22 protein-coding genes are annotated in these 23,332 nt (G+C 71.9%); 13 read left to right on the plus strand and 9 right to left on the minus strand.

Features of this window, described 5'->3' with window-relative positions; translation table 11 throughout:
• Window positions 1-113 precede the first annotated feature (113 nt).
• Window positions 114-974, minus strand: coding sequence for a 3-hydroxybutyryl-CoA dehydrogenase (locus tag ACN6LB_RS23190; protein ID WP_356134788.1), 861 nt, complete (start codon window positions 972-974; stop codon window positions 114-116).
• Between the two features lie 168 nt (window positions 975-1,142).
• On the opposite strand from ACN6LB_RS23190, the gene ACN6LB_RS23195 reads away from it, so the two are divergent.
• Window positions 1,143-2,399: a glycoside hydrolase family 10 protein gene (locus ACN6LB_RS23195; protein WP_445027591.1), complete on the plus strand. Its 1,257-nt coding sequence runs from the start codon at window positions 1,143-1,145 to the stop codon at window positions 2,397-2,399.
• Between the two features lie 22 nt (window positions 2,400-2,421).
• Here ACN6LB_RS23195 and ACN6LB_RS23200 read toward each other — a convergent pair whose 3' ends face one another.
• On the minus strand, window positions 2,422-2,619 hold the full coding sequence (locus ACN6LB_RS23200) for a DUF1918 domain-containing protein (protein WP_445027592.1): 198 nt from the start codon (window positions 2,617-2,619) through the stop codon (window positions 2,422-2,424).
• A 92-nt stretch (window positions 2,620-2,711) separates the two neighbouring features.
• Entirely contained in the window at window positions 2,712-3,659 is a 948-nt protein-coding gene (locus ACN6LB_RS23205; protein ID WP_445027593.1) for a DMT family transporter, read from the minus strand.
• Between ACN6LB_RS23205 and ACN6LB_RS23210 the strand changes: the two genes are divergently transcribed.
• Window positions 3,658-5,121, plus strand: a complete 1,464-nt coding sequence (locus ACN6LB_RS23210) for an aminotransferase-like domain-containing protein (RefSeq protein ID WP_445027594.1) — start codon at window positions 3,658-3,660, stop codon at window positions 5,119-5,121. The two genes, ACN6LB_RS23205 and ACN6LB_RS23210, sit on opposite strands and share 2 nt — an antisense overlap.
• A gap of 92 nt (window positions 5,122-5,213) precedes the next feature.
• The gene (locus tag ACN6LB_RS23215) at window positions 5,214-5,798 is read left to right on the plus strand and encodes a histidine phosphatase family protein (protein WP_356134778.1); all 585 of its coding nucleotides are present in this window, start codon (window positions 5,214-5,216) and stop codon (window positions 5,796-5,798) included.
• A 12-nt stretch (window positions 5,799-5,810) separates the two neighbouring features.
• Here the strand turns inward: ACN6LB_RS23215 and ACN6LB_RS23220 are convergent, their stop codons facing one another.
• Window positions 5,811-6,320 carry a DUF6314 family protein gene (locus ACN6LB_RS23220; protein WP_445027595.1) on the minus strand — a complete coding sequence of 170 codons (510 nt, stop codon included), beginning with the start codon at window positions 6,318-6,320 and terminating at the stop codon, window positions 5,811-5,813.
• Window positions 6,321-6,455: 135 nt separating this feature from the next.
• On the opposite strand from ACN6LB_RS23220, the gene ACN6LB_RS23225 reads away from it, so the two are divergent.
• From ACN6LB_RS23225 to ACN6LB_RS23260, 8 genes are all read left to right on the plus strand, one after another.
• Entirely contained in the window at window positions 6,456-8,942 is a 2,487-nt protein-coding gene (locus tag ACN6LB_RS23225) for an alpha-L-arabinofuranosidase C-terminal domain-containing protein (RefSeq protein ID WP_445027596.1), read from the plus strand.
• 149 nt (window positions 8,943-9,091) lie between these two features.
• Complete coding sequence (locus ACN6LB_RS23230) at window positions 9,092-10,321, plus strand: acyltransferase family protein (protein WP_445027597.1); 1,230 nt, start codon at window positions 9,092-9,094, stop codon at window positions 10,319-10,321.
• 103 nt (window positions 10,322-10,424) lie between these two features.
• A complete protein-coding gene (locus tag ACN6LB_RS23235) occupies window positions 10,425-10,820 on the plus strand; it encodes a hypothetical protein (RefSeq protein WP_445027598.1) in 396 nt (131 codons plus the stop codon).
• A 137-nt stretch (window positions 10,821-10,957) separates the two neighbouring features.
• Window positions 10,958-11,986 carry an N-acetyl-gamma-glutamyl-phosphate reductase gene (gene argC / locus ACN6LB_RS23240; protein WP_445027599.1) on the plus strand — a complete coding sequence of 343 codons (1,029 nt, stop codon included), beginning with the start codon at window positions 10,958-10,960 and terminating at the stop codon, window positions 11,984-11,986.
• The gene (argJ, locus tag ACN6LB_RS23245) at window positions 11,983-13,134 is read left to right on the plus strand and encodes a bifunctional glutamate N-acetyltransferase/amino-acid acetyltransferase ArgJ (protein ID WP_445027600.1); all 1,152 of its coding nucleotides are present in this window, start codon (window positions 11,983-11,985) and stop codon (window positions 13,132-13,134) included. The genes argC and argJ overlap by 4 nt, the downstream gene beginning before the upstream one ends.
• Window positions 13,131-14,057 (plus strand): acetylglutamate kinase, encoded by a 927-nt coding sequence (gene argB, locus ACN6LB_RS23250; RefSeq protein ID WP_445027601.1) that lies wholly within the window; start codon window positions 13,131-13,133, stop codon window positions 14,055-14,057. Before argJ ends, argB begins: the two co-directional genes overlap by 4 nt.
• A complete protein-coding gene (locus ACN6LB_RS23255) occupies window positions 14,054-15,265 on the plus strand; it encodes an acetylornithine transaminase (protein ID WP_445027602.1) in 1,212 nt (403 codons plus the stop codon). The genes argB and ACN6LB_RS23255 overlap by 4 nt, the downstream gene beginning before the upstream one ends.
• Before the next feature lie 10 nt (window positions 15,266-15,275).
• A complete protein-coding gene (locus ACN6LB_RS23260; protein ID WP_356134762.1) occupies window positions 15,276-15,812 on the plus strand; it encodes an arginine repressor in 537 nt (178 codons plus the stop codon).
• A 12-nt stretch (window positions 15,813-15,824) separates the two neighbouring features.
• On the opposite strand, the gene ACN6LB_RS23265 is transcribed toward ACN6LB_RS23260, so the two are convergent.
• The 5 genes from ACN6LB_RS23265 to ACN6LB_RS23285 all read right to left on the minus strand — a co-directional run bounded on the left by ACN6LB_RS23265 (window position 15,825) and on the right by ACN6LB_RS23285 (window position 20,812).
• Window positions 15,825-16,562 carry an FAD:protein FMN transferase gene (locus tag ACN6LB_RS23265; protein ID WP_445027616.1) on the minus strand — a complete coding sequence of 246 codons (738 nt, stop codon included), beginning with the start codon at window positions 16,560-16,562 and terminating at the stop codon, window positions 15,825-15,827.
• Between the two features lie 46 nt (window positions 16,563-16,608).
• Window positions 16,609-17,448: an FMN-binding protein gene (locus tag ACN6LB_RS23270; RefSeq protein WP_356134760.1), complete on the minus strand. Its 840-nt coding sequence runs from the start codon at window positions 17,446-17,448 to the stop codon at window positions 16,609-16,611.
• 19 nt (window positions 17,449-17,467) lie between these two features.
• The gene (locus tag ACN6LB_RS23275; RefSeq protein WP_445027617.1) at window positions 17,468-18,805 is read right to left on the minus strand and encodes a ferredoxin reductase family protein; all 1,338 of its coding nucleotides are present in this window, start codon (window positions 18,803-18,805) and stop codon (window positions 17,468-17,470) included.
• Window positions 18,806-18,930: 125 nt separating this feature from the next.
• Window positions 18,931-19,422, minus strand: a complete 492-nt coding sequence (locus ACN6LB_RS23280) for an FMN-binding protein (protein WP_356134758.1) — start codon at window positions 19,420-19,422, stop codon at window positions 18,931-18,933.
• 16 nt (window positions 19,423-19,438) lie between these two features.
• Window positions 19,439-20,812: a ferredoxin reductase family protein gene (locus ACN6LB_RS23285; protein ID WP_445027603.1), complete on the minus strand. Its 1,374-nt coding sequence runs from the start codon at window positions 20,810-20,812 to the stop codon at window positions 19,439-19,441.
• A gap of 202 nt (window positions 20,813-21,014) precedes the next feature.
• Here ACN6LB_RS23285 and ACN6LB_RS23290 point away from each other — a divergent pair, with 202 nt between their 5' ends.
• Together ACN6LB_RS23290 and ACN6LB_RS23295 are read left to right on the plus strand one after the other, a co-directional pair.
• On the plus strand, window positions 21,015-21,767 hold the full coding sequence (locus ACN6LB_RS23290) for a response regulator transcription factor (protein ID WP_356134754.1): 753 nt from the start codon (window positions 21,015-21,017) through the stop codon (window positions 21,765-21,767).
• A gap of 14 nt (window positions 21,768-21,781) precedes the next feature.
• Window positions 21,782-23,317 (plus strand): HAMP domain-containing sensor histidine kinase, encoded by a 1,536-nt coding sequence (locus ACN6LB_RS23295; RefSeq protein WP_445027604.1) that lies wholly within the window; start codon window positions 21,782-21,784, stop codon window positions 23,315-23,317.
• Window positions 23,318-23,332 lie beyond the last annotated feature (15 nt).

Here is a 23,332-nt window from a genome sequence, read left to right on the forward strand (position 1 = left end):
CCGGGCCGCACACGGTGTGTGAATGGCGCGGGGCCGGCACCGAAAAGAGTGCCGGGCCCGCGCGGGTCCGAGGTCTACGGACCGTAGTCAGCTTCGCTGGTGATGCAGCGTCATCAGGCGTACGTGTAGAAACCCGACCCGGACTTCCGGCCCAGCCGGCCCGCGTCGACCATGCGCTGGAGCAGCGGGGGAGCGGCGTAGAGCGGCTCCTTGTACTCCTCGTACATGCTGTACGCGACCGAGGCCACGGTGTCCAGGCCGATCAGGTCGGAGAGCTTGAGCGGGCCCATCGGGTGGGCGCAGCCCATCTCCATACCGTTGTCGATGTCCTCGCGGCTCGCGATGCCCGACTCGAACATCCGGATGGCCGAGAGCAGATACGGGATCAGCAGCGCGTTCACCACGAAGCCCGAGCGGTCCTGGGCGCGGATCGCGTGCTTGCCGAGGACCTTCTCGGCGAACAGCTGGGCGCGGCCGAGGGTGCCCTCGGAGGTGGTCAGCGCCGGGATCAGCTCGACGAGCTGCTGCACCGGGGCCGGGTTGAAGAAGTGGATGCCGACGACCTGGTCGGGACGCGACGTCGCCACGGCGAGCTTCACCAGCGGGATCGAGGAGGTGTTGGAGGCGAGGATCGCGTCCTGCCGGGTCACCACCTGGTCGAGCACCTGGAAGATCTCGGTCTTCACCTGTTCGTTCTCGACGACGGCCTCGATCACCAGGTCGCGGTCGGCGAACTCGCCGAGGTCGGTGGTGAAGCTGAGCCGCTGCTGGGTGGCCGCGAGCTCGTCCGCGGAGATCTTCCCGCGCTCGGCCGCCTTGGACAGGGAGGTGAACAGCCGGGTACGGCCGAACTCCAGAGCCTCGCCAGTGGTCTCGGCGACCTTGACGTCGAGACCGGCGCGCGCGCACACCTCGGCGATGCCCGCTCCCATCTGGCCGCAGCCCACCACTCCGACGCGTTCGATGTCGGTCACATCGTCCCCTTCGCTGATCTACGGACCGGGCAGGTACGCCGTTGTCCGGTTCCTGCTCCGAACGTGCACGTTACTCCGAAGTATCGATGATCGATCGTCCGGGTCGGGCATGCTGTGCGGGCAGACGATCCGTGACCGGACGGATCCGCAGCGTGCGGGGGTGTGCAGATGGGACGTATGTCACGTCGGGCGTTCGCGGCGGCCGCGGCGGCGGCGCTGTCAGGACTCATGACGGCGGGGGACGCGGCGGCGGTGCCCGCGGTGCGCGGCACCCCGGGGCCGGAGCCCGAGCGGGCGGCCCGCGAACTGCGCGGCATGTGGCTCGCGACCGTCGCCAACCGCGACTGGCCCTCGCGGCAGGGCCTCACCGCGGCGCAGCAGCGCGCCGAACTCCTCGCGCATCTCGACACGGCGGTGAGCCGTCGCCTGAACGCCGTGATCTTCCAGGTGCGTCCCACCGCCGACGCGCTGTGGCCCTCGCCGTACGAGCCGTGGTCCGAGTACCTCACCGGCGTCCAGGGCCAGGACCCGGGCTGGGACCCGCTCGGCACCGCGGTCGCCGAGGCGCACGCCCGCGGCCTCGAACTGCACGCCTGGTTCAACCCGTACCGCATCGCCAACCACACCGATCCGACCCGCCTGGTGGCGACCCATCCCGCCCGCCTTCACCCCGAGTGGGTGGTCCCGTACGGCGGGAAGCTCTACTACAACCCCGGGCTGCCCGAGGTGCGTGCCTTCGTCCAGGACGCGATGCTCGACGCGGTCCGCAGATACCGGATCGACGCCGTGCACTGGGACGACTACTTCTACCCGTATCCGGTCGCGGGTCAGGTCTTCGACGACGACGCGGCGTACGCGGCGCACGGCGCGGGCTTCCCGGACAAGGCGGCCTGGCGGCGCCACAACATCGACCGGCTGGTGCTGGAGACGGCGGCGCGCATCCGGCGGATCCGGCCCACCACGCGCTTCGGGATCAGCCCCTTCGGGGTGTGGCGCAACGCGGCGACCGACGCGCGCGGCTCGGACACCCGGGCCGGTGTGCAGACCTATGACGACCTCCACGCGGACACCAGGAAGTGGGTCCGGGAGCACTGGATCGACTACATCTGCCCGCAGGTGTACTGGAACATCGGCTTCGCCGCGGCCGACTACGCGAAGCTCGTGCCCTGGTGGGCGGAGGTCGCGCAGGGCACCGGCGTACGGCTGTACATCGGTGAGGCGCTGTACAAGGCCGGTGATCCGGCGCAGCCCGCGGCCTGGCAGGACCCGGCCGAGCTGTCCCGGCATCTCACCCTCGCCGCGCGGTACCCGCAGGTGCGCGGGCACGTGTTCTTCTCGGCGAAGGAAGTGGGGGCCGACCGGATCGGTGCGATGGCGCGGGTGGTCGCCGACCACTACCGATGGCCGGCCAGGCCCCCGCGCTGATCCCGTGCCGGGCGGCGGCGCGTTACTGCCCGCCGCCCTCGGGGTGCCGGATCTCCGAGTCCGGGCCGGGTGAGCACACCGCCTCGTGCCCGTCCTGGAAGCGGACGCGGTACGGCGGCGTGCCTTCGTCGCCCATCACTTCCACGATCTCTGCGACCTTGTCGTGCTGCCCGACGATCCTGCCGTGCTGCACCAGCTTGTCGCCCACAGTCGCTCGCATCTGAAGGGCCTCCTCGTCGCGCGCGGAGTAGTGGTCCCTGGTCGCAAGTCTACGGCCGGAGGCGCCCGTTGGCCCGGGCCGTGCGGAACCGGTCAGCTCCGGGCCCGCTGGGTGGCCGCGATGCAGACCAGGACCGCGGCGGCCGTCAGAGGTGCGGCCGGTGTGAGGTGCTCGCCGAGGAGCAGCACCGACCACACCAGTGTGAGCAGCGGCTGCGCCAACTGCAACTGGCTGGCCTTGGGAATGCCGATCGCGGCCATGCCCCGGTACCAGACGACCAGGCCGAGGAACTGCGACCCCGCCGCCACCCACAGCAGCCCGGTCACGCTGTGCGCGGTCAGCCGCACGGGCTCGTGCGAGAGCGCGACGAGCGCGCCCGGCAGCGCGAGCGGCAGGCACAGCACCAGCGCCCAGCCGATGACCTGCCAGCCCGGCATCACCCGGGCCAGCCGCCCGCCCTCGGTGTAGCCCGCCGCGCAGATCAGCAGCGCGCCGAAGAGATAGGCGTCCGCGCCGGTCAGGGCGCCGCCGCTCTGCTGCACGGTGAACGCGATCACCGCGGCCGCGCCCGCGACCGCCGCGATCCAGAACGTCCGGGAGGGCCGCGCCCCGGTGCGCAGCGCCGAGAGCAGTGCGGTGGTGAGCGGCAGCAGGCCGACGACCACGGCCGCGTGGGCCGTGGTGGACGTCTGCAGGGCCAGTGTCGTCAGCAGCGGGAAACCCACGACCACGCCCGCGGCGACGACGACGAGCCCGGCCCAGTGCGCCCGGCCCGGTACGCGGACGCGCAGGGCGAGGAGGCAGCCGCCCGCGACGACCGCCGCGAGCACGCTGCGCACGGCCACCAGGGACCAGGGGCCGAAGCCCTCCAGGCCCCAGGCGGTGGCGGGGAAGGTGAGGGAGAAGGCGGTCACGCCGAGGGCTGCCTGAAGGGTCCCGGACCGGCGGACGGACGCGGCGGGCTCCGTGCCGCCGGTCACCCGGCGGGACGTGCTGACCGCTATCGATGTCCGGACAGTAGCGCTATCGTTAACTCTCATGCATGAGCGTAGCAGTGTCGATGAGCTGGCGGGTCAGCTGCGAAGGGAGCTGAACCGCTACTCTCCAGGTGGAAAGCTGCCGTCGAGCCGGGCGCTCGTCGAGCGGTTCCGGGTAAGCCCGGTGACCGTGTCGCGGGCGCTGGCGCAGCTGGCCGCCGAGGGACTGGTGGTCACCCGGCCCGGAGCGGGCGCCTTCCGGGCGCGGCCGCGTGCCGCCACCGCGCCCGAAGGGGACACCTCCTGGCAGGAGGTCGCGCTGAGCGCGGACGCCGCGGGCGAACTCGTCCCGCGCACCGTGGACGCCTCCGGGGTGCTCGCCACGCTCGCGGCGCCGCCGCCCGGTGTCGTCGAGTTCAACGGCGGCTACCTGCATCCGTCGCTGCAGCCGGAGCGGGCGATGGGCGCGGCCCTGTCCCGGGCGGGACGCCGCCCGGGTGCGTGGACCCGGCCGCCCGTGGAGGGGATCACGGAACTGCGGGACTGGTTCGCGCGCGGGATCGGCGGCGCGGTCACCGCCGCCGAGGTGCTCATCACGGCGGGCGGCCAGTCCGCGCTGACCACCGCGCTGCGCGCGCTCGCCGCGCCGGGTGCCCCGGTCCTCGTCGAATCGCCCACGTACCCGGGCATGTTGGCGATCGCCCGCGCGGCCGGCCTGCGCCCCGTCCCGGTGCCGGTGGACGCGGACGGTGTGAAGCCGCGGCTCCTCGCCGACGCCTTCCGGGCGAGCGGCGCCCGGGTCTTCGTCTGTCAGCCGCTGTTCCAGAACCCGACCGGCGCCGTGCTCGCGCCCGAGCGCCGGGGCGAGGTCCTGCGGATCGCGCGCGAGGCCGGCGCGTTCGTGATCGAGGACGACTTCGTACGGCGTCTGGTGCACGAGGACGCGGGTCCGCTGCCGCGTCCGCTCGCCGCGGAGGATCCCGACGGGGTCGTCGTGCACGTCAACTCCCTGACCAAGGCGACCTCGCCGAGCTTCCGGGTGGGTGCCCTGGCGGCTCGCGGTCCGGTCCTGGAGCGGCTGCGGGCCATCCAGGTCGTCGACACCTTCTTCGTGCCGCGCCCTCTTCAGGAGGCTGCGCTCGAACTCGTCGGCTCGCCCGCCTGGCCCCGTCATCTCCGATCCGTTTCGGCCGAGTTGAAGACCCGGCGGGACACGATGACCGCCGCGCTGCGTCTGCGGCTCCCCGAACTCGCCCTGCCGCACATCCCGTTCGGCGGCTACCAGCTGTGGCTGCGGCTGCCGGACGGCGGGGACGAGTCCGCCCTCGTGGCGGGCGCCCTGCGCGCGGGCGTCTCCATCACCCCCGGCCGCCCGTACTTCAGCGCCGAACCGCCCGCCGGGCACGTGCGGTTGAGCTTCGCCGCGGTCGGGGGGACGGAGGAGATCGGGGAGGGGGTACGGCGGTTGAGGGCGGCGTGGGACGAGGCGCTCGGCTCGGCAGGGGGGTCCCCTGGGCGAGCGTAGTGGATCACGGTCGCGTGAGCCCGTATGTACTCTGAGTAACCTACGGGACCCCCCCCCTTGACCTGCGGAGTCTCTCCCTCCACGATCTGCGCATGCATCTTCGGGTCACATTCGTAGCCGCCGCGCGCAGCTCGTCGCTGCTCGCTGAGCGCTTCGAGGACGACCGGCCGCTGGACCAGGCCGGCTGGGACGAGGTGCAGCGCGCTGCCCACGAGCTGGTGCCGCTGGCGGCGGCCGAGCTGCGCTACTGTTCGCCGACGCCCCGCAGCCGGGCCACGGGCGACGCCCTCGGCTATGCGCCGCTGGTCCAGCTCGCGCTGCGGGACTGCGACATGGGTCGGTGGCGCGGCCTCACCCTGGGCGAGGCGATGGCACGGGAGCCCGCGGCCGTGGACGCCTGGCTCGCCGATCCGCGCTCGACGCCGCACGGCGGCGAATCCCTGCTGTCCTTCATCCAGCGCGTCGGCAACTGGCTCGACACGCGCCCTGCGGACGACGGCAGCCGCATCGTGGCCGTGGCCGAGCCCTCGGTGGTGCGGGCCGCGCTCGTCTACGCGCTGAAGGCCCCGCCGTCGACGTACTGGAACATCGATGTGCGCCCCCTGTCGACGGTCACCCTCGCGGGCCACGGCGGGCGCTGGAACTTCCGGCTGGAGTCCGGGCTGCAGCGCGTGTGAGCCGGTCGGCTCTCAGCTCAGGCGCGTGTAGTCGGTCGTCAGGACCAGGTCCTTGGCGGGGCCGCCCACGCGCCACACCGAGCGCCAGCGGTCCTCGTCGTACACGCTGAACTCGCCCCGGTAGAGGTCGGCCGCGCAGGGATGGTCGGCGACGTATCGCCCGTCGGTCAGGTCGAGGTCGTGGAAGAAGCGTCCGTCGGCGAACCGGACGCTCGCCGTGCCGGGACACTCACCGGGCAGGAAGCGCAACGTGCGCTGCGCGGGCCGGGTGACGCCCTGCCAGCGGAACGTGCCGGACTCGTGGTGCAGGAGGCCGGGGCCACCGTGGCCGGCGCCGCCGCGGCGAGCCCGGTCGCCGCCACCGCCACCGTCGCCGTCCTCACCTTCGCCGAACGGCCGGAAGACCGTCCCCCCGGTGAACTCGCCCTCGGCGCCGCTCGCGAGGTCCCGCACCGAGCGTCGTACGCGCCAACTCCCGGTCAGGTGGGCGAGTACGTCGATTACCGGCCAGAAATCGTTCATCGTCCCGCCCTCCGTCCCACCCGATACTGCGCGATCCATTGACGCACTCCTGCCTCCTCCCTATCTTGCCGTTCGAAGTCCTGACCGTCGTCTGGTATTTCGAACAATTTCACACTACAGAGCCGCGGAGTATCCATGTCACGCACCCGCACCCGCTGGAGACTCGGCCTCACCGCCACCACGCTCCTGGTGGCCTCGGCCGTCCTTCCCGTGCCCTCGAACGCCGCCGCCGCGGACGTCACCGACTACGCGATCAACGTCGCCCCCAAGGCCTCGGGCGCCAAGATCGACGACACCATGTACGGAGTGTTCTTCGAGGACATCAACCGCGCCGCGGACGGAGGGCTGTACGCGGAGCTGGTCCAGAACCGGTCCTTCGAGTACAGCACCGCGGACAACAACTCCTACACACCGCTCACCTCCTGGGCGACCACCGGTACGGCGAAGGCCCTGAACGACGACGGGCGCCTCAACGCCCGCAACCGGACGTATCTCGCCCTGGACGGCGGCGCGTCGGTCACCAACTCCGGTTACAACACGGGCATCCGGGTCGAGAGCGGCAAGGCCTACACCTTCTCCGTCTGGGCCCGCGCCGACGCCGCCGCGCCCCTCACGGTGACGCTGCACGACGCAGACGGCGCGCTCGCCGAGGCCCGCAAGGTGACCGCACGCGGCGGCTGGGCCAAGTACACCGCGAAGTTCACCGCGACCCGCAGCAGCACGACCGGCCGCCTCACCGTCGGCGCGGACAGTCCCGTCGCCCTCGACATGGTCTCGCTCTTCCCGCGCGACACCTACAAGGGGCGCGCGAACGGCCTGCGCAAGGACCTCGCCCAGAAGATCGCCGCCCTCCACCCGGGCTTCGTGCGCTTCCCCGGCGGCTGCCTGGTCAACACCGGCAGCATGCAGGGCTACGACGAGGCGTCCGGCTACCAGCGCAAGCGCTCGTACCAGTGGAAGGACACCGTCGGCCCGGTCGAGCAGCGCGCCACCAACTCCAACTTCTGGGGTTACAACCAGAGTTACGGCCTCGGTTACTACGAGTACTTCCAGTACTCCGAGGACATCGGCGCGATGCCGCTGCCCGTCGTCCCGGCCCTCGTCACCGGCTGCGGCCAGAACAAGGCCACCGACGACGACGCGCTGCTCAAGCGCCACATCCAGGACACCCTGGACCTCATCGAGTTCGCCAACGGCCCCGTGACGAGCAAGTGGGGCAAGAAGCGCGCACAGATGGGCCACCCCAAGCCCTTCCACCTCACCCACATCGAGGTCGGCAACGAGGAGAACCTGCCGACCGAGTTCTTCGCGCGCTTCACACAGTTCCGCACCGCCATCGCGGCCAAGTACCCGAACATCAAGGTGATCTCGAACGCCGGCCCCGACGACTCGGGGACCACCTTCGACACCGCCTGGAAGCTCAACAAGGACGCGAACGTCGACATGGTCGACGAGCACTACTACAACAGCCCGCAGTGGTTCCTGCAGAACAACGACCGCTACGACTCCTACGACAGGAACGGCCCCAAGGTCTTCCTCGGCGAGTACGCCTCCGGCGGCAACACCTTCAAGAACGCCCTCTCCGAAGCCGCGTACATGACCGGCCTGGAGCGCAACGCCGACGTCGTGAAGCTCGCCTCGTACGCCCCGCTCCTCGCCAACGAGGACTACGTGCAGTGGCGCCCCGACATGATCTGGTTCAACAACCACGCGTCATGGAACTCCGCGGATTACGAGGTCCAGAAGCTCTTCATGACCAACGTCGGTGACCGGGTGGTGCCCAGCACGGCCACCGGCACACCCTCCCTCACCGCGCCCATCTCCGGCGCCGTGGGCCTGTCGACGTGGGCCACCACGGCGGCGTACGACGACGTCAAGGTGACCGGCGAGGACGGCAGCGCGCTGTTCGGCGACGACTTCAGCGGCGACGCCTCGAAGTGGACCCACACGGGCGGCGGGAGCTGGAGCGTCCAGGACGGCCAGTACGTGCAGAGCGACGTGGCCGCCGAGAACACCATGGTCTCGGCCGGCGACCCGGCCTGGCACGACTACGACCTGCATGTGAAGGCCACCAAGAAGTCCGGCAAGGAGGGCTTCCTCGTCGCCTTCGGCGTCAAGGACACCGGCAACTACTACTGGTGGAACCTCGGAGGCTGGAACAACACCCAGTCCGCCGTCGAACAGGCCGTGGACGGCGGCAAGTCGACGCTTCTCGCCAAGCCCGGTTCCGTCGAGACGGGCCGCGCCTACGACGTCGACGTCAAGGTGCGGGGCCGGCAGGTCACCCTCTACCTGGACGGCCAGGAGTGGGGCAGCTTCACCGACGACAAGCCCGCCGAGCCGTTCCGTCAGGTCGTCACCAAGGACGCCAAGACCGGTGACCTGATCGTCAAGGTCGTCAACGCCCAGGCCGCAGACGCCCGTACGGCCATCGACCTCGGCGGGGTCAGGACCGCGTCGAGGGCGGCCGTGACCACGCTCGCCGCGGCGCCCGAGGCGGTCAACAGCGAGACGGCCACGGCGGTCGCCCCGGTCACCTCCACCTTCAAGGGGGTCGCCGACCACTTCACGTACACCTTCCCGGCGAACTCCGTGACCTTCCTGCGCATCAAGAAGGGCTGAGCACCGGACAGGGCGGACGGCGGTCAGCGGCGGGCCAGGCACCGAAGTGTGCCTGGGCCGCCGTGCCGTGGCGCATTGCGCCGTAGCGCCCGGCGCCGGGCGGGGCGGACACTGCTGCTGTCCCGAGCCGGACGGACGGGGGAGGCGGGATGGCGGAGGCACGCGTCGAGCCGGCGGTGGCCGGCGTGCGCCCGCAGCGGCGGCCGGAACTCGACGCCCTGCGCATGCTGGTGGTGATCGGGCTCGTCTTCTTCCACTCGGCGTTGGTGTTCGACACCGAGGACGACTTCTACGTCAAGAACGCCGAGACCTCGGACGTGCCCACGATCGTCGGCGGGCTCGGGGTGGTCTGGGCGATGCCCATGCTGTTCCTCGTCGCGGGCTTCGGCGCATGGCACTCGCTGCACCGGCGCGGCCCCGCCGGGTTCGCCGTCGAGCGGCTGAGGCGGCTCGGTGTACCGCTGCTCTTCGCGCTGGTCACCCTCCTCCCGGTGCCGCAGTGGCTGCGGCGGCGCGCCGCCGACCCCGGCTACCACGAGTCGTACCGGCACTTCTGGCCGCGGTTCTTCGACGTGCACCTGGAGCCCGCCAAGTTCCCCTTCGTCGTTCAGGGCGAGGACTTCGAGACCGGGCACCTGTGGTTCGTGCTGCTCCTGCTCGTGTTCTCGCTCGTGCCGGCCCTGCTGGTCCTGCGGCTTCCCCGCGGTCTCGGCCGCCGGGCGCTCGACCGCCTGGCCGGGGCGGTCCGGCGGCGCGGCGTGATCCTGCTGCCCACCGTCCCGGTCGCGCTGATCTGCGCCCTGGTGGGCCTGGAGAAGAACTACGCGGCCTGGCACCGCTGGGCGTACCTGCTGTTCTTCCTGTACGGCTTCGTGGTCGCCGCCGACGAGCGGTTCAGGACGGCCATGCGCCGCGACGCGGGCTGGGCCGCCGGGCTCGGCCTGCTCCTGTACCTGGCCGCACTGCCGGGGTTCCTGGCCGCGGACGACCCCTTCACGGACCGGACGGCGCTCGCGATCGGTGCGCGGGCACTGTACGGCGCGGCGGGCTGGTGCTGGCTCGTCGGGATCCTTGGGCTGCTCGACCGGCGCGGCCGCCGCCCGGCGCGGACCGACGCATCGCCGCTGCCGGCGGCCGAGGGCCCGCCGGATCGCCGCACCAGGGTGTACGGCTACCTGGCCGCCGCCGTGCTGCCGCTGTACGTCCTGCACCAGCCGATCGTCGTCGCCGTCGCGTACGGCGTGGTGGGCTGGGACGCGCCGGTCGCCGTCAAGTACGTCGTCATCGTGGCGGCCTCGCTCGCCCTGACCGTGGCCGCGTACGACCTGCTGGTGCGGCGTACGCGGGTGACGCGGTTCCTGGTCGGGATGCGCGCGTAGGAGCACGCGGGGATGCGCCTCGGCTGTCCTCAGGTGTTACCCCGGCGGGACGGGCCTCGCCGAACCGCTGACATGCTCCCGCACGCCGTGAGATCGTCCGCGGGTGACCGATGCCGCCGACGGGCCGACGCCTCCGGGTCCACCGGACGACCGCACCGCCTCCGCCCTGCGCTTCGCGACGGAACTCGTCGCCTGGGTGGCCACGCCCTGGCTCCTGGCCGACCGCTCGTGGCTCCTGGCCGTCCTGTCGCTGGTGGTCCTGATCGGCCTGCCGACCCTGTTCTCCACACCGGGCGACAAGGCCAACGTGATCATCCCGGTGCCCGGCGGCGTCACCGTCCTGCTGGTGCTGCTCCAGCTCACCGCCGCCGTGCTCTCCTCGTGGCTGCTCTGGCCCGCCTGGGCGGCGGTCGCCGTGTCCCTGCTGGCCGCCGCCACCCTCGTCACGGAGCGCCCGCGGTGGCGTTGGCTGCTGTCCAGGGGCCGGCTCGCGGCCTGAAGCACCGCCCCGCCCCGCAGGCCTCAGCGCCCTGTGCTCAGCCCGGAGACTCGAGGATCTCGTCCTGGACCCCGCCATACCGGATTGCATAAACGTGCAGCGAAACGTATAGTCATGCCATCCAAGAGGAGGGTTCCATGGCGGTACGCGCAGCAGTGGCGGGAGCGAGTGGGTACGCGGGCGGGGAACTGCTGCGTCTGCTCCTGGCACACCCCGAGGTCGAGATCGGTGCCCTGACCGGCAACTCCAACGCGGGCCAGCGCCTGGGCGCTCTGCAGCCGCACCTGCTGCCGCTGGCCGACCGCGTGCTCCAGGAGACCACGACCGACGTGCTCGCCGGTCACGGGATCGTGTTCCTCGCGCTGCCCCACGGGCAGTCCGCCGCCGTCGCCGAGCAGCTCGGCCCGGACGTCCTCGTCGTCGACATGGGCGCCGACTTCCGGCTGAAGGACCCGGCCGACTGGGAGCGGTTCTACGGCTCCGCGCACGCCGGGACCTGGCCGTACGGCCTCCCCGAACTGCCGGGCGCCCGCGCCGCGCTGGAGGGGTCCAAGCGCATCGCGGTGCCCGGTTGCTATCCCACGGCCGCCTCCCTCGCGCTGTTCCCGGCGTACGCGGCGGGGCTCGCCGAGCCCGAGGCCGTGATCGTCGCCGCTTCAGGCACTTCCGGCGCCGGCAAGGCGCCCAAGGCGCACCTGCTGGGCAGCGAGGTCATGGGCTCCATGACGCCGTACGGCGTCGGCGGCGGCCACCGGCACACCCCCGAGATCATCCAGAACCTCGGCGCGGCCGCCGGCGAGCCCGTCTCCGTCTCCTTCACGCCGACCCTCGCGCCGATGCCCCGCGGCATCCTCGCCACCTGCAGTGCCAAGGCGCGGGACGGAGTCACCGCCGAGTCGGTCCGGGCCGCGTACGAGAAGGCCTTCGCCGACGAGCCGTTCGTCCATCTGCTGCCCGAGGGGCAGTGGCCCGCGACCGCGTCCGTCTACGGTTCCAACGCCGTTCAGGTGCAGGTCGCGTACGACGAAGCCGCGCACCGCATCATCGCGATCAGCGCCATCGACAACCTGACCAAGGGCACCGCCGGCGGTGCCGTCCAGAGCATGAACATCGCCCTCGGGCTCCCCGAGGAGCTGGGTCTTTCCACGATCGGAGTCGCACCGTGAGCGTCACGGCAGCACAGGGGTTCCGGGCTGCGGGCATCGCCGCCGGGATCAAGGAGAACGGCAACCCGGACCTGGCCCTCGTGGTCAACGCCGGGCCCCGCCGCGCCGCCGCGGGCGTCTTCACCTCCAACCGTGTGAAGGCCGCGCCGGTGCTGTGGTCGGAGCAGGTGCTGAAGAGCGGGGAGTTGACGGCTGTCGTCCTCAACTCCGGTGGTGCCAACGCCTGTACGGGTCCCAAGGGCTTCCAGGACACGCACGCCACCGCGGAGAAGGTCGCCGATGTCCTCGGCGTGGGCGCCGGCGAGGTCGCCGTGGCCTCCACGGGCCTCATCGGCGTACTCCTGCCCATGGACAAGCTGCTTCCCGGAGTCGAGCAGGCCGCTGCGCAGCTCTCCGAGCACGGCGGCGAGAAGGCCGCCATCGCCATCAAGACCACCGACACCGTCCACAAGACGGCCGTGGCCACCGGCAACGGCTGGACCGTCGGCGGGATGGCCAAGGGCGCGGGCATGCTCGCCCCGGGCCTCGCCACCATGCTCGTCGTGCTCACCACGGACGCCGACCTCGACAGCGGGACGCTGGACAAGGCGCTGCGGGCGGCCACGAAGACCACCTTCGACCGCGTCGACTCCGACGGCTGCATGTCCACCAACGACACCGTGCTGCTGCTCGCCTCCGGAGCCTCCGAAGTGACCCCGGAATTCGCGGAGTTCGCCGAGGCCGTGCGGGCCGTCTGCGACGACCTCGGCCAGCAGCTCATCCGGGACGCCGAGGGTGCGAGCAAGGACATCAAGGTCGAGGTGATCAACGCCGCGACCGAGGACGACGCCGTCGAGGTGGGCCGCTCCATCGCCCGCAACAACCTCCTCAAGTGCGCCATCCACGGCGAAGACCCCAACTGGGGACGGGTGTTGAGCGCGATCGGCACCACGTCCGCGGCCTTCGAGCCCGACCGGCTGAACGTCGCCATCAACGGCGTGTGGGTCTGCAAGAACGGCGGCGTGGGCGAGGACCGCGACCTCGTCGACATGCGCTACCGCGAGGTGCACATCGTCGCCGACCTCGCCGCGGGCGACGAGACGGCCACGATCTGGACCAACGACCTCACCGCCGACTACGTCCACGAGAACAGCGCGTACTCCTCATGAGCAATCCGAGCCACGGAAGCACCCGCAGACACACCGCGCTGCCCAAGGCGCAGATCCTCATCGAGGCGCTGCCCTGGCTGACCCGGCACAACGGCAAGACGGTCGTCGTGAAATTCGGCGGCAACGCGATGATCGACGAGGAGCTGAAGGCGGCCTTCGCGCAGGACATCGTGTTCCTGCACCACGCCGGCCTCAAGCCCGTCGTCGTGCACGGCGGAGGCCCGCAGATCAGCGCCGCCCTGGACCGGCACGGCATCGTCAGCGAGTTCAAGGCGGGGCTCCGGGTCACCACCGAGGACGCCATGGACGTCGTACGCATGGTGCTGGCCGGACAGGTGCAGCGTGAGCTGGTCGGGCTGCTCAACCAGCACGGGCCGCTCGCCGTCGGCCTCACCGGCGAGGACGCGCACACCATCACCGCCACCAAGCACCAGCCCGAGATCGACGGCGAACTGGTCGACATCGGCCGGGTCGGCGAGATCACCGCCATCGACACCGGTGCCATCGAGGCGCTGCTCGCCGACGGCCGTATCCCGGTCGTCTCCTCGATCGCCCGCTCCCAGGACGACCACCATGTCTACAACGTCAATGCTGATACGGCGGCTGCGGCACTCGCTGCTGCTCTTGGCGCCGAAACCCTCATGGTCCTCACGGACGTCGAGGGCCTCTACGAGGACTGGCCGAACAGCGACGAGGTGATCAGCCGCCTCACCGCCGGCCAGTTGGAGAAGCTGCTGCCCGAGCTGGCCAGCGGCATGGTGCCGAAGATGGAGGGCTGTCTGCACGCCGTGCGCAACGGCGTCAACACCGCCCGTGTCATCGACGGCCGGGTCCAGCACTCGATCCTGCTGGAGATCTTCACCGACGAGGGGATCGGCACGATGGTCGTGCCGGACGACGAGGAAGCGGGGGACGACGCATGACCGGCACTGCGACAAACGCAGAGCTCACCGAGCGGTGGCAGGGCTCGCTCATGGACAACTACGGCACCCCCCGGCTGCCGCTCGTCCGCGGCGCGGGAACCAGGCTGTGGGACGCCGACGGCAAGGAGTACCTCGACTTCGTCGGCGGTATCGCGGTCAACGCCCTCGGCCACGCGCACCCCGCGATCGTCGAGGCCGTCAGCCGGCAGATCGCCTCCCTCGGCCATGTCTCCAACCTCTTCGTCGCCGAGCCGCCCGTCGCGCTCGCCGAACGGCTGCTCCAGCTCTTCGGCCGCGACGGACGCGTGTACTTCTGCAACTCCGGGGCCGAGGCCAACGAGGGCGCCTTCAAGATCGGGCGGCTGACCGGCCGGAAACACATGGTCGCCACCACCGGCGGCTTCCACGGCCGCACGATGGGCGCCCTCGCGCTCACCGGCCAGGCCGGCAAGCGGGAGCCGTTCCTGCCGCTGCCCGGCGACGTCACCCACGTCCCGTTCGGCGATGCGCAGGCCCTGGCCGAAGCGGTCACCGAGGACACCGCGCTGGTGATCATCGAGCCCATCCAGGGCGAGCTCGGCGTGATCGTGCCGCCGCCCGGCTATCTGAAGGCGGCCCGCGCGATCACCGCCGCCACCGGCGCCCTGCTCGTCCTCGACGAGGTGCAGACCGGGATCGGCCGCACCGGACACTGGTTCGAGTACCAGGCCCACGAGGGTGTCCTGCCGGACATCGTCACGCTCGCGAAGGGTCTCGGCGGCGGACTGCCCCTCGGTGCGACCGTCGCCTTCGGCCGGGCCGCCGAACTGCTCAAGCCCGGCCACCACGGCACCACCTTCGGCGGCAACCCCGTCGTGTGCGCCGCGGGACTCGCCGTGCTCGACACGATCCAGGCCGAGGGCCTGCTCGACAACGTGAAGAGCGCGAGCGAGAAACTGCGCAATGGAATCGAGTCACTCGGGCACCCGTTGATCGACCATGTCCGTGGCGCGGGCCTGCTGCTGGGTATCGTGCTCACCGAGCCGCTCGCGCCCCAGGCGCAGCAGGCGGCTCAGGACGCCGGCCTCCTGGTGAACGCGCCCGCCCCCGATGTCGTACGGCTGATGCCCCCGCTGAACCTCGGCGACGACGAAGTGGACGCGTTCCTCCAGGCGCTGCCCGGCGTACTCGACGCGGTAGCCAACGGGGACGGACGAGCCAAAGAATGAGACGACGACGATGAGTCAGGCGCAGGATCACGAGCACGCAGGGCCTGCCGTGCCGCAGACCCGCACCGCACGCCACCGCCGGATCGTGGACATCCTCAACCGGCAACCGGTGCGCTCCCAGAGCCAGTTGGCGAAGCTTCTCGCCGACGACGGGCTGACCGTCACACAGGCGACGCTCTCCCGGGACCTGGACGAGCTGAACGCGGTGAAGATCCGCAACAACGACGGCGACCTCATCTACGCGGTACCGAGCGAGGGCGGCTTCCGCACCCCGCGCGCGCCGCTGGGCGAGTCGGCGAAGGAGGAGCGGATGCGGCGGCTCTCGTCGGAGCTGCTGATCTCCGCGGAGGCGTCCGCCAACCTCGTGGTCCTGCGTACCCCGCCGGGGGCCGCGCAGTTCCTTGCCTCCGCCATCGACCAGGCGGAACTGCACGACATCCTCGGCACGATCGCCGGGGACGACACGCTGCTGCTGATCAGCCGGGAGGCGACCGGCGGTCAGGCGCTCGCCGACCACCTGCTGCGGTTGGCCCAGAACCACCACTGAGGTCTTTGCGAGTCACCCCAGTCGGGCGGCGAGACCTCCGGTGCACCGGACCTCGTCGCCCGCCGTGATCAGCAGCGCCTCGATGTCCGGGAGCGACTCCAGCCAGCCGAGCGCCTCCCGCGACCCCATCGCGAAAGCCGCCGTCGCCCACGCGTCCACCCAGGTCAGCCGGGGCCCCACCACCGTCACGGCGACCAGGTCGGTGACCGCGGAGCGGCCGGTGCGCGGGTCGACGATGTGGGCGCCGCGCTCGGCGGTGCCGGAGGTGGCCACCGCCAGCTCGTCGACACCGGCCGCGGAGACCACCGCCGCCAGGCCGCCCGGGCGCAGCGGGTCCGAGACGCCGACCCGCCACGGGCGGTGCGTGCCGGGTGTGCCGCACAACTGGACGTCGCCGCCCCCGTTCACGCTCACGCCGCTCGCCCCGGCGGCGGTGAGGTGGAGGGCGGCACGCTCGGTCGCCCAGCCCTTCACCAGGCCCGTCGGGTCGAGCCGTCCCTGGTACGTCGTGCTGAACCAGCCATCGCTGACCCGCTCGGCCTCCGCGCACAGACCGAGCACCTCGGCGACGTCGGGATCGCAGTCGGCCACGGTGAGTTCGCCGCGGGCCAGCCGGGAGACCTCGCTGTCGTCGCGGTAGGTGCTGAACAGCTCGTCCACCCGGTGGAGTTGAGCGATCGCCTCCTCCAACGCGGCCTGCACGGCCTCGGGTTCGCCGCCGCGCACGTCGAAGGAGAAGACGGTGCCCATGACCTCCTCCGCGTGACGCAGCGCGGGCAGGGGTACCTCGGCGGACTCAGCCACCGGCCTTGTCCAGGGCCGACTGCAGGGACTGCTTGTATCCGCCGCTGGTGTACGTGGCACCGGACACGGCGTCGATGTCGGCGCTTCCGGCCGCCACCGCCTCCTGGTTGAGCTTGGGCACCGAGTCCGAGGTGACCTGGGTGCTGCGGCCGCCGCTGGGCGCCTGCACCGCGTCCGCCTTGGTGATCTTGCCGCCGCTCACGGTGATGCGGACCTGGACGGGCCCGTACTGGGTCTGCGCGACGTTCCCGGTCACCGTACGGGCCTGCGCGGCGGGCGGCGCCGACGACGCCGCACCACCGGCCGGCGAGGACGGCTGGGCTGCCGGGGCCGACGGGGACGCGGGGCTCGACGGAGCGGTCTGCCGGCTTCCGGCCGCCTTCGCCTTGTCCACGGCCGACTGGAGGGACTGCTTGTAGCCGGCGCTTGTGTACGTCGCCCCGGACACGGCGTCGATGTCCGCGTTCTGTGCGGCGACCGTCTCCTGGTTGAGCTTCGGCACGGCGTCGGCGGTGACCGTGGTGCTGCGGCCGCCGCTGGGCGCCTGCAGCGTCTCGGCCTTGGTGATCCGCCCGCCGCTCACGGTCAGCCGCACCTGCACGGGGCCGTACTGGGTCCGGGCCACGTTTCCGGTGACCGTGCCCGCCTGCGGGGCCCCGGCGCCGCCCTGGGCCGACTCCTGCGCGGCCGCCGTCTGCTGCGCCGCGGTCCCGCCCTGCGCCGAGGCGGCGGCCGGATCGGACGCCGGCTTCAGCGACAGCAGCAGGACGATCCCGGACACGGTGGCTGCACCGGCGAGTACGGCACGCCGAATGGGGTGGCTCTTCTTCATCTCTCCCGACTCCCGTCGCTCACATCTCGAACGACTCGTGATGGATGCGGCGGGCGGGGACCCCCGCGCCGCGCAGTGCTTCGTACACCTGCTGGGCGAAGCCGGGCGGCCCGCACAGGAAGACGTCGTGGCCCTCGATGTCCGGCATCTTGCGGCGCAGACTGTCCGCCGAGATGTCCGGACGCTCGCCGTCCGGGCTGTTCACGGCGTACATCAGCCGCGCCCCGCGCTCGTCCGCGATGGAGGACAGCTCGTCCCACAGGGCGAGATCCTGCGTGCTGTTGGCCCGGTAGAGCAGTGTCAGGTCGCCTGAGGCGGCGGGCAGCGTCTCGAACAGCGCCCGCATCGGGGTGATCCCGACGCCGCCGGCCACCAGCAGCACCTTGCCGCGGCTGCGCTTGCCCGCGGTCAGCGCGCCGTACGGGCCCTCGGCCCACACCCGCGTGCCGGGTTCGAGGTCGCGCAGCGCGGAACTGTGGTCGCCGATCGCCTTCACCGTGATGCGCAGCATGTGGGGGCGCGGCGCCGCCGACAGCGAGTACGGGTGGGAGCTGAAGCGCATGCCCGGCGCGAGGAAGCGCCAGCGGAAGAACTGCCCGGCCTCCGCGCCCATGCGGTGCAGCTTGCGCCCGCTGATCAGCACCGAGACGACCCCGGGGGACTCCTCGACCACCGCTTCGACGCGCATGCGATGACGCAGGTTGAGCCGGATCGGCGTGAGGACGCGGTACCAGACCACCAGCGCGGTCACCGACCCGTACAGCCCGTACCAGACCGTCTTCGCGGTGGGTTCGACGGCGAAGTCGTTGCCGGTGGACAGCTGGTGCCAGAACGTGAAGAACACGGCCGCGTACGTCAGCAGGTGCACGTGGTACCAGAGGTCGTACGGGATCCTGCGCCGCAGCCCGCCGATCGAGATGAGCCCGATGAACAGCAGCAGGCCGGTGCCGATCGCGGCCTTGCCCATGTCCGGCAGCTGCTGCACGGAGTCGACGGTCTGCTGGACGATCGAGCCGAAGTCCTTGCCGGCCTGCAGGGCGTAGCCGTACATCGTCAGGACGAGGTGGGCGAGGACCAGGCAGAGCGTGTAGCGGCCGGTCATGGCGTGCCAGCGGGCCACCCGGTCGGAGCCCACCCGGCGTTCCAGGGCGGGCACCCGGGCCATCTGGAGCACCACGAGCGCCATCAGGTATCCGGCGAGCAGCCCGGTGATCCGGCCCGCGTTCAGGATCTTGCTGTTGTCGTCCGCGATGGACGGGGTGTTGCTCCACCACAGCCAGATCACCCCCGCCGCGCCCGCCCAGAAGGCGAGCAGCAGCGGGACGGCGGGCGAGCGTCGAGGGCGGATGCGGCGCATGGTCTGGCGCCGGGCGGCGCGACCACCGGCGATCGTGGACACGGTTCCTCCGTGTTCCTGCGTGGGAACGGGGGCGAGGGGAGTGGCTCCTTGGCCCAGAGATACGTGCGAGGACCGCTGTCCGTTCAGAGGCCCGCCGAGTCCAGCGCGGACTGGAGGGACTGCTTGTACCCGTCGCTGGTGTACGTCGCCCCGGAGACGGAGTCGATCGAGGCGCTCTGGGCGGCCAGCACCTCCCGCCTGAGCTGCGGAATCGCGTAGCTGTTGATCTCCTGGTCCTTCGGGTTGTCCTGCGGATAGGTGACCGCGGTGACGTCCGTGATCCTGCCGTTCCTCACCGTTACCCGCACCTGCACGGGACCCCAACGGGTCTGCACGGTCTCCCCGGTGGCGGTCTTGGTTCCGGTGCTCTTCGACCCACCGGACGAACCAGATGAACCGGACGAACCGGAGGAGCTTTCGGGGGACGGCGACTGGCTGGTGGAGGGCGACGACGCGTTCGTGACGGTCGGCGGCGTGTGCGGCTTCAGGGACAGCAGCAGGACGACACCGGTGACGGTGCTCGCCGCCGCCATCGTGATGCGGCGCAGCGGACGGTTCTTCTTCAGCGCGTGCAACGCGGCCTCACAGTTCTCACAGTTCGAACGACTCGTGGTGGATACGGCGGTCCGGGACCCCGGCGGCGTGCAGCGCCCCGTACAGGTCCCGGGCCAGTGCGGGCGGCCCGCACAGGTAGACGTCGTGCGCCGCGACATCGGGTACGGCCGCCCGCAGCGACTCGGCGGTGAACCGGGGGCGCCTGCCGTCGGCGCCGTTGACCGCGTACAGGACCTGCGCCCCGCGCCACTTCGCTATCGCCTCCAGCTCGGCGCCGAGCGCGAGGTCCTCGGCGGTGCGCGCCCGGTAGAGCAGCGTCACGTCACCCGGGCCGCCGGGGAGGGATTCGAACAGGGCGCGCAGCGGGGTGATGCCGACCCCGCCGGCGATCAGCAGCACCTTGGGTGCGGTGCGCCGCTCGGCGGTGAGGGCGCCGTACGGGCCCTCCGCCCACACCCGGGTGCCGGGCCGCAGCAGGCCGATGGCGGCGCTGTGGTCGCCGAGCGCCTTCACGGTGATCCGCAGCAGGTCGGGCCGGGGCGGCGCCGACAGCGAGTACGGCGTCGACGTCCACCGCAGCCCGTCCGCGAGGAACCGCCAGCGGAAGAACTGCCCGGACCGCGCGCCCAGTTCGTCCAGCCGCTCGCCGCGTACGACGACGGAGAAGACCCCCGGCGCCTCGCGGTGCACGGACTCGACGCGCAGCCTGTGGCGCAGGTTGAGCCGGATGGGCGCGAGCAGCCTGAACCATCCGACGAGGGCGGCGGTGCCCAGGTAGAGCACGTACCAGGCGGACCGGGCCCAGGCGTTGCCGACGAAGTCGGAGCCCAGTGTGAGCTGGTGGAAGAAGGCGAGGAACACGGCCGCGTAGGTGAGCAGGTGAAGGTAGTACCAGAACTCGTGACTGACCCGGCGGCGCACCGCGCCCGCCGACACGATCCCGACGGCGAAGAGGACGAGCCCACCGATCGTGGCCTTGAGCATGTCCGGGTAGTCGAACACCACGCTGACGGTCTCGTGCACGATGCCGGACCCGTCCTGGGCGGCGTACCCGAACAGGATGAGGGTGACGTGCGCGACCAGCAGACAGATCGTGTACCGGCCCGCCATGGCGTGCCAGCGGGCCACCCGGTCGGAGCCGATGCGCCGCTCCAGGAAGGGGACGCGGGCCATCAGCGCGACGAGGACCGCGCAGCCGTATCCGCTCAGCAGCCCGGCGATCCGCCCTGCGTCGGTCAGCCAGCCCGCCGTGCCCACCACCGACCGCGTGTCGGACCACCACAGGGCGACGACGGCGGCGGCCCCGGCCCAGAGCAGCGCCAGCAGGGGCGCGGCGGGAGAGGGCCGTGGCCGCCTGCGGGCTCGTGAGGGGCGCGGGACCGCGGCCCGACGCTCGTACACCGTCGTCATGTATCCGTCCTTCCGGCTGTCCGGAACCTTCCGGCTGTCCGGGAGGAAACTGTGCGCGGGCAACTTCTGAGGACCCTCTGAAACGCGCTCCTCGGCGCCGACTCACAGGAAAGTCAGAGGGGCGGGCCGGGGAGACTCAGAGGAAACTCAGAGGTGGCAGGAGGCGTCGCGCCTCCCGGCAGGGGCGATCCTGGATGACGACATGAACACTCCCCGCTCCCGTGGCACCGGCCGGCCCGCACTCACCCGGCCCGACGGCACCGCAGTACGCGTCCTCGTCGTCGACGACGACCCGGATCTCGCCGAGGTCCTCTCCGGCGCCCTGCGCTACGAGGGCTGGGAGGTGCGCACGGCGGGCGACGGGGCCGCGGCCCTCGCCGAGGCGCGCGAGCTGGCGCCCGACGCCGTCGTCCTCGACGTCATGCTCCCGGACACCGACGGCTTCGCCGTGCTGCGCTCCCTGCACGCCGTGCGGCCCGAGGTGTGCGTCCTGTTCCTCACCGCCCGCGACGCCGTCGAGGACCGCATCGCCGGCATCACGGCGGGCGGCGACGACTACGTCACCAAGCCCTTCAGCCTGGAGGAGGTCGTCGCCCGGCTGCGCGGACTCCTGCGCCGCGCGGGCATGGCCCGTCAGCAGGACGAGGGCCCGCGGCTGACTGTCGGCGACCTGGCCATGGACGAGGAGGCCCGCGAGGTGACCCGTGGCGGCGACCTGATCGAGCTGTCGCCGACCGAGTTCGAACTGCTGCGGTTCCTGATGCGCAACCCGCGCCGGGTGCTGAGCAAGGCGCAGATCCTCGACCGCGTCTGGTCCTACGACTTCGGGGGCCAGGCCCACGTCGTGGAGCTGTACATCTCGTATCTGCGCAAGAAGGTCGACGCGGGCCGCGAGCCGATGATCCACACGGTGCGCGGCGCCGGGTACGTCCTCAAGCCGGTGACGGCCCGGTGAGGAGGCGTCCGCGAATGCCGTGGCCGCACACGCTGCGCGCCCGGCTGACCGCCGGGCTGGTCGTGCTGCTGGCGATCAGCTGCGCCGCCGTGGGCGTGGCCGCGGTGGTCGGTCTCAACGGCTTCCTCACCGGCCGGCTCGACCAGCAGCTCACCGCGGCGGGCAGCCGTTACCCCGCGAGCCTGGAACATCCGGATGCGGGCATCCGACCGTCGGACCATGACGGCGACGAGCACGACGGAGAGCACGGCGACGCCCGCAAGCAGGCCACCGGGACGTTCGGGGCCCGCCTGGTCGACGGCGTGGCCACCAACGCCGCCGTCGTGCCCCCGGGCTCCGCCGCGGCCAACCGGGCCGTGGACCTGACCGCCGCCGACAGCAGGACGCTGGCCGCCGTGCCGGTCGACGGCAGCGGGCACTCGGTCGAGCTGTCGCCGCTCGACGACTACCGCGTGGTGGCGACTCGGGGCAAGGACGGCGACGTCCTCGTCACCGGGCTTCCGCTGGAGCCGGTCGAGGCCACCGTGCACCGCCTGGAACTCGTCGCCGCCTGCGTCTTCGGCGCGGCCCTCGCGGTCACCGGCGTCGCCGGGGCGCTGTGGGTGCGCTGGTCGCTGCGGCCGCTGAGCAGGGTCGCCGCGACCGCCACCCGCGTCAGCGAACTCCCGCTCGCCAGCGGCGAGGTGGCGCTGCCGCCGCGCGCGCCCGAGTCCGACCCGCGCAGCGAGGTGGGCCGGCTCGCCGGCGCCTTCAACCGGATGCTCGGCCATGTCGAGGACGCGCTGACCAAACGGCACGCGAGCGAGGAGCGGCTGCGCAGCTTCGCCGCCGACGCCAGCCATGAGCTGCGTACGCCGGTCGCCTCGGTCCGCGGCCACGCGGAGCTGGCGCTGCTGCACCCGGGCCCGGTGCCGCCGAAGGTGACGCGGGCGCTGGAGCGCATCGCCGCCGAGTCGGCCCGGATGGGCGAGATGGTCGACGACCTGCTGCTGCTCGCCCGCCTCGACGCGGGCCGCCCGCTGGAACGGCTCCCCGTCGACCTCACCCGTCTCGTCCTCGACGCGGTCACCGACGCCCGGGCGGCCGGCCCGGATCACCGCTGGGCCCTGGAGCTCCCCGAGGAGCCCGTGACGGTGACCGGCGACGGCCACCGCCTCCAACAGGTGTTGGCCAACCTGTTGGCCAACGCACGTTTGCACACGCCTGTTGGTACCAAGGTGACCGTCTCCCTGCAGACCGTCCCCTTGGAGACCGACGCCCGCACACATGCCCGCACGGCCGTCCTGGCCGTGCACGACGACGGCCCGGGCGTCCCCGAGGACGTCCGGCCGGGCGTCTTCGAACGGTTCACCCGGGCGGACCGGCGGCGCACCGAGGGCGGAGGCGGCGGCGCCGGTCTCGGCCTCTCCATCGTCTCCGCGGTGGTGGAGGCACACGCCGGCACCGTGGCGCTGGAGAGCCGCCCGGGTGCGACGACGTTCACGGTGCGGTTGCCGGGCGCGGTGCCGGCAGACGGCTCGGACTCCGACTCGGACAGCGCGGCCGACTAACGGATCGGCGGGGGC

Source organism: Streptomyces sp. SAS_270 (genome assembly GCF_052543295.1).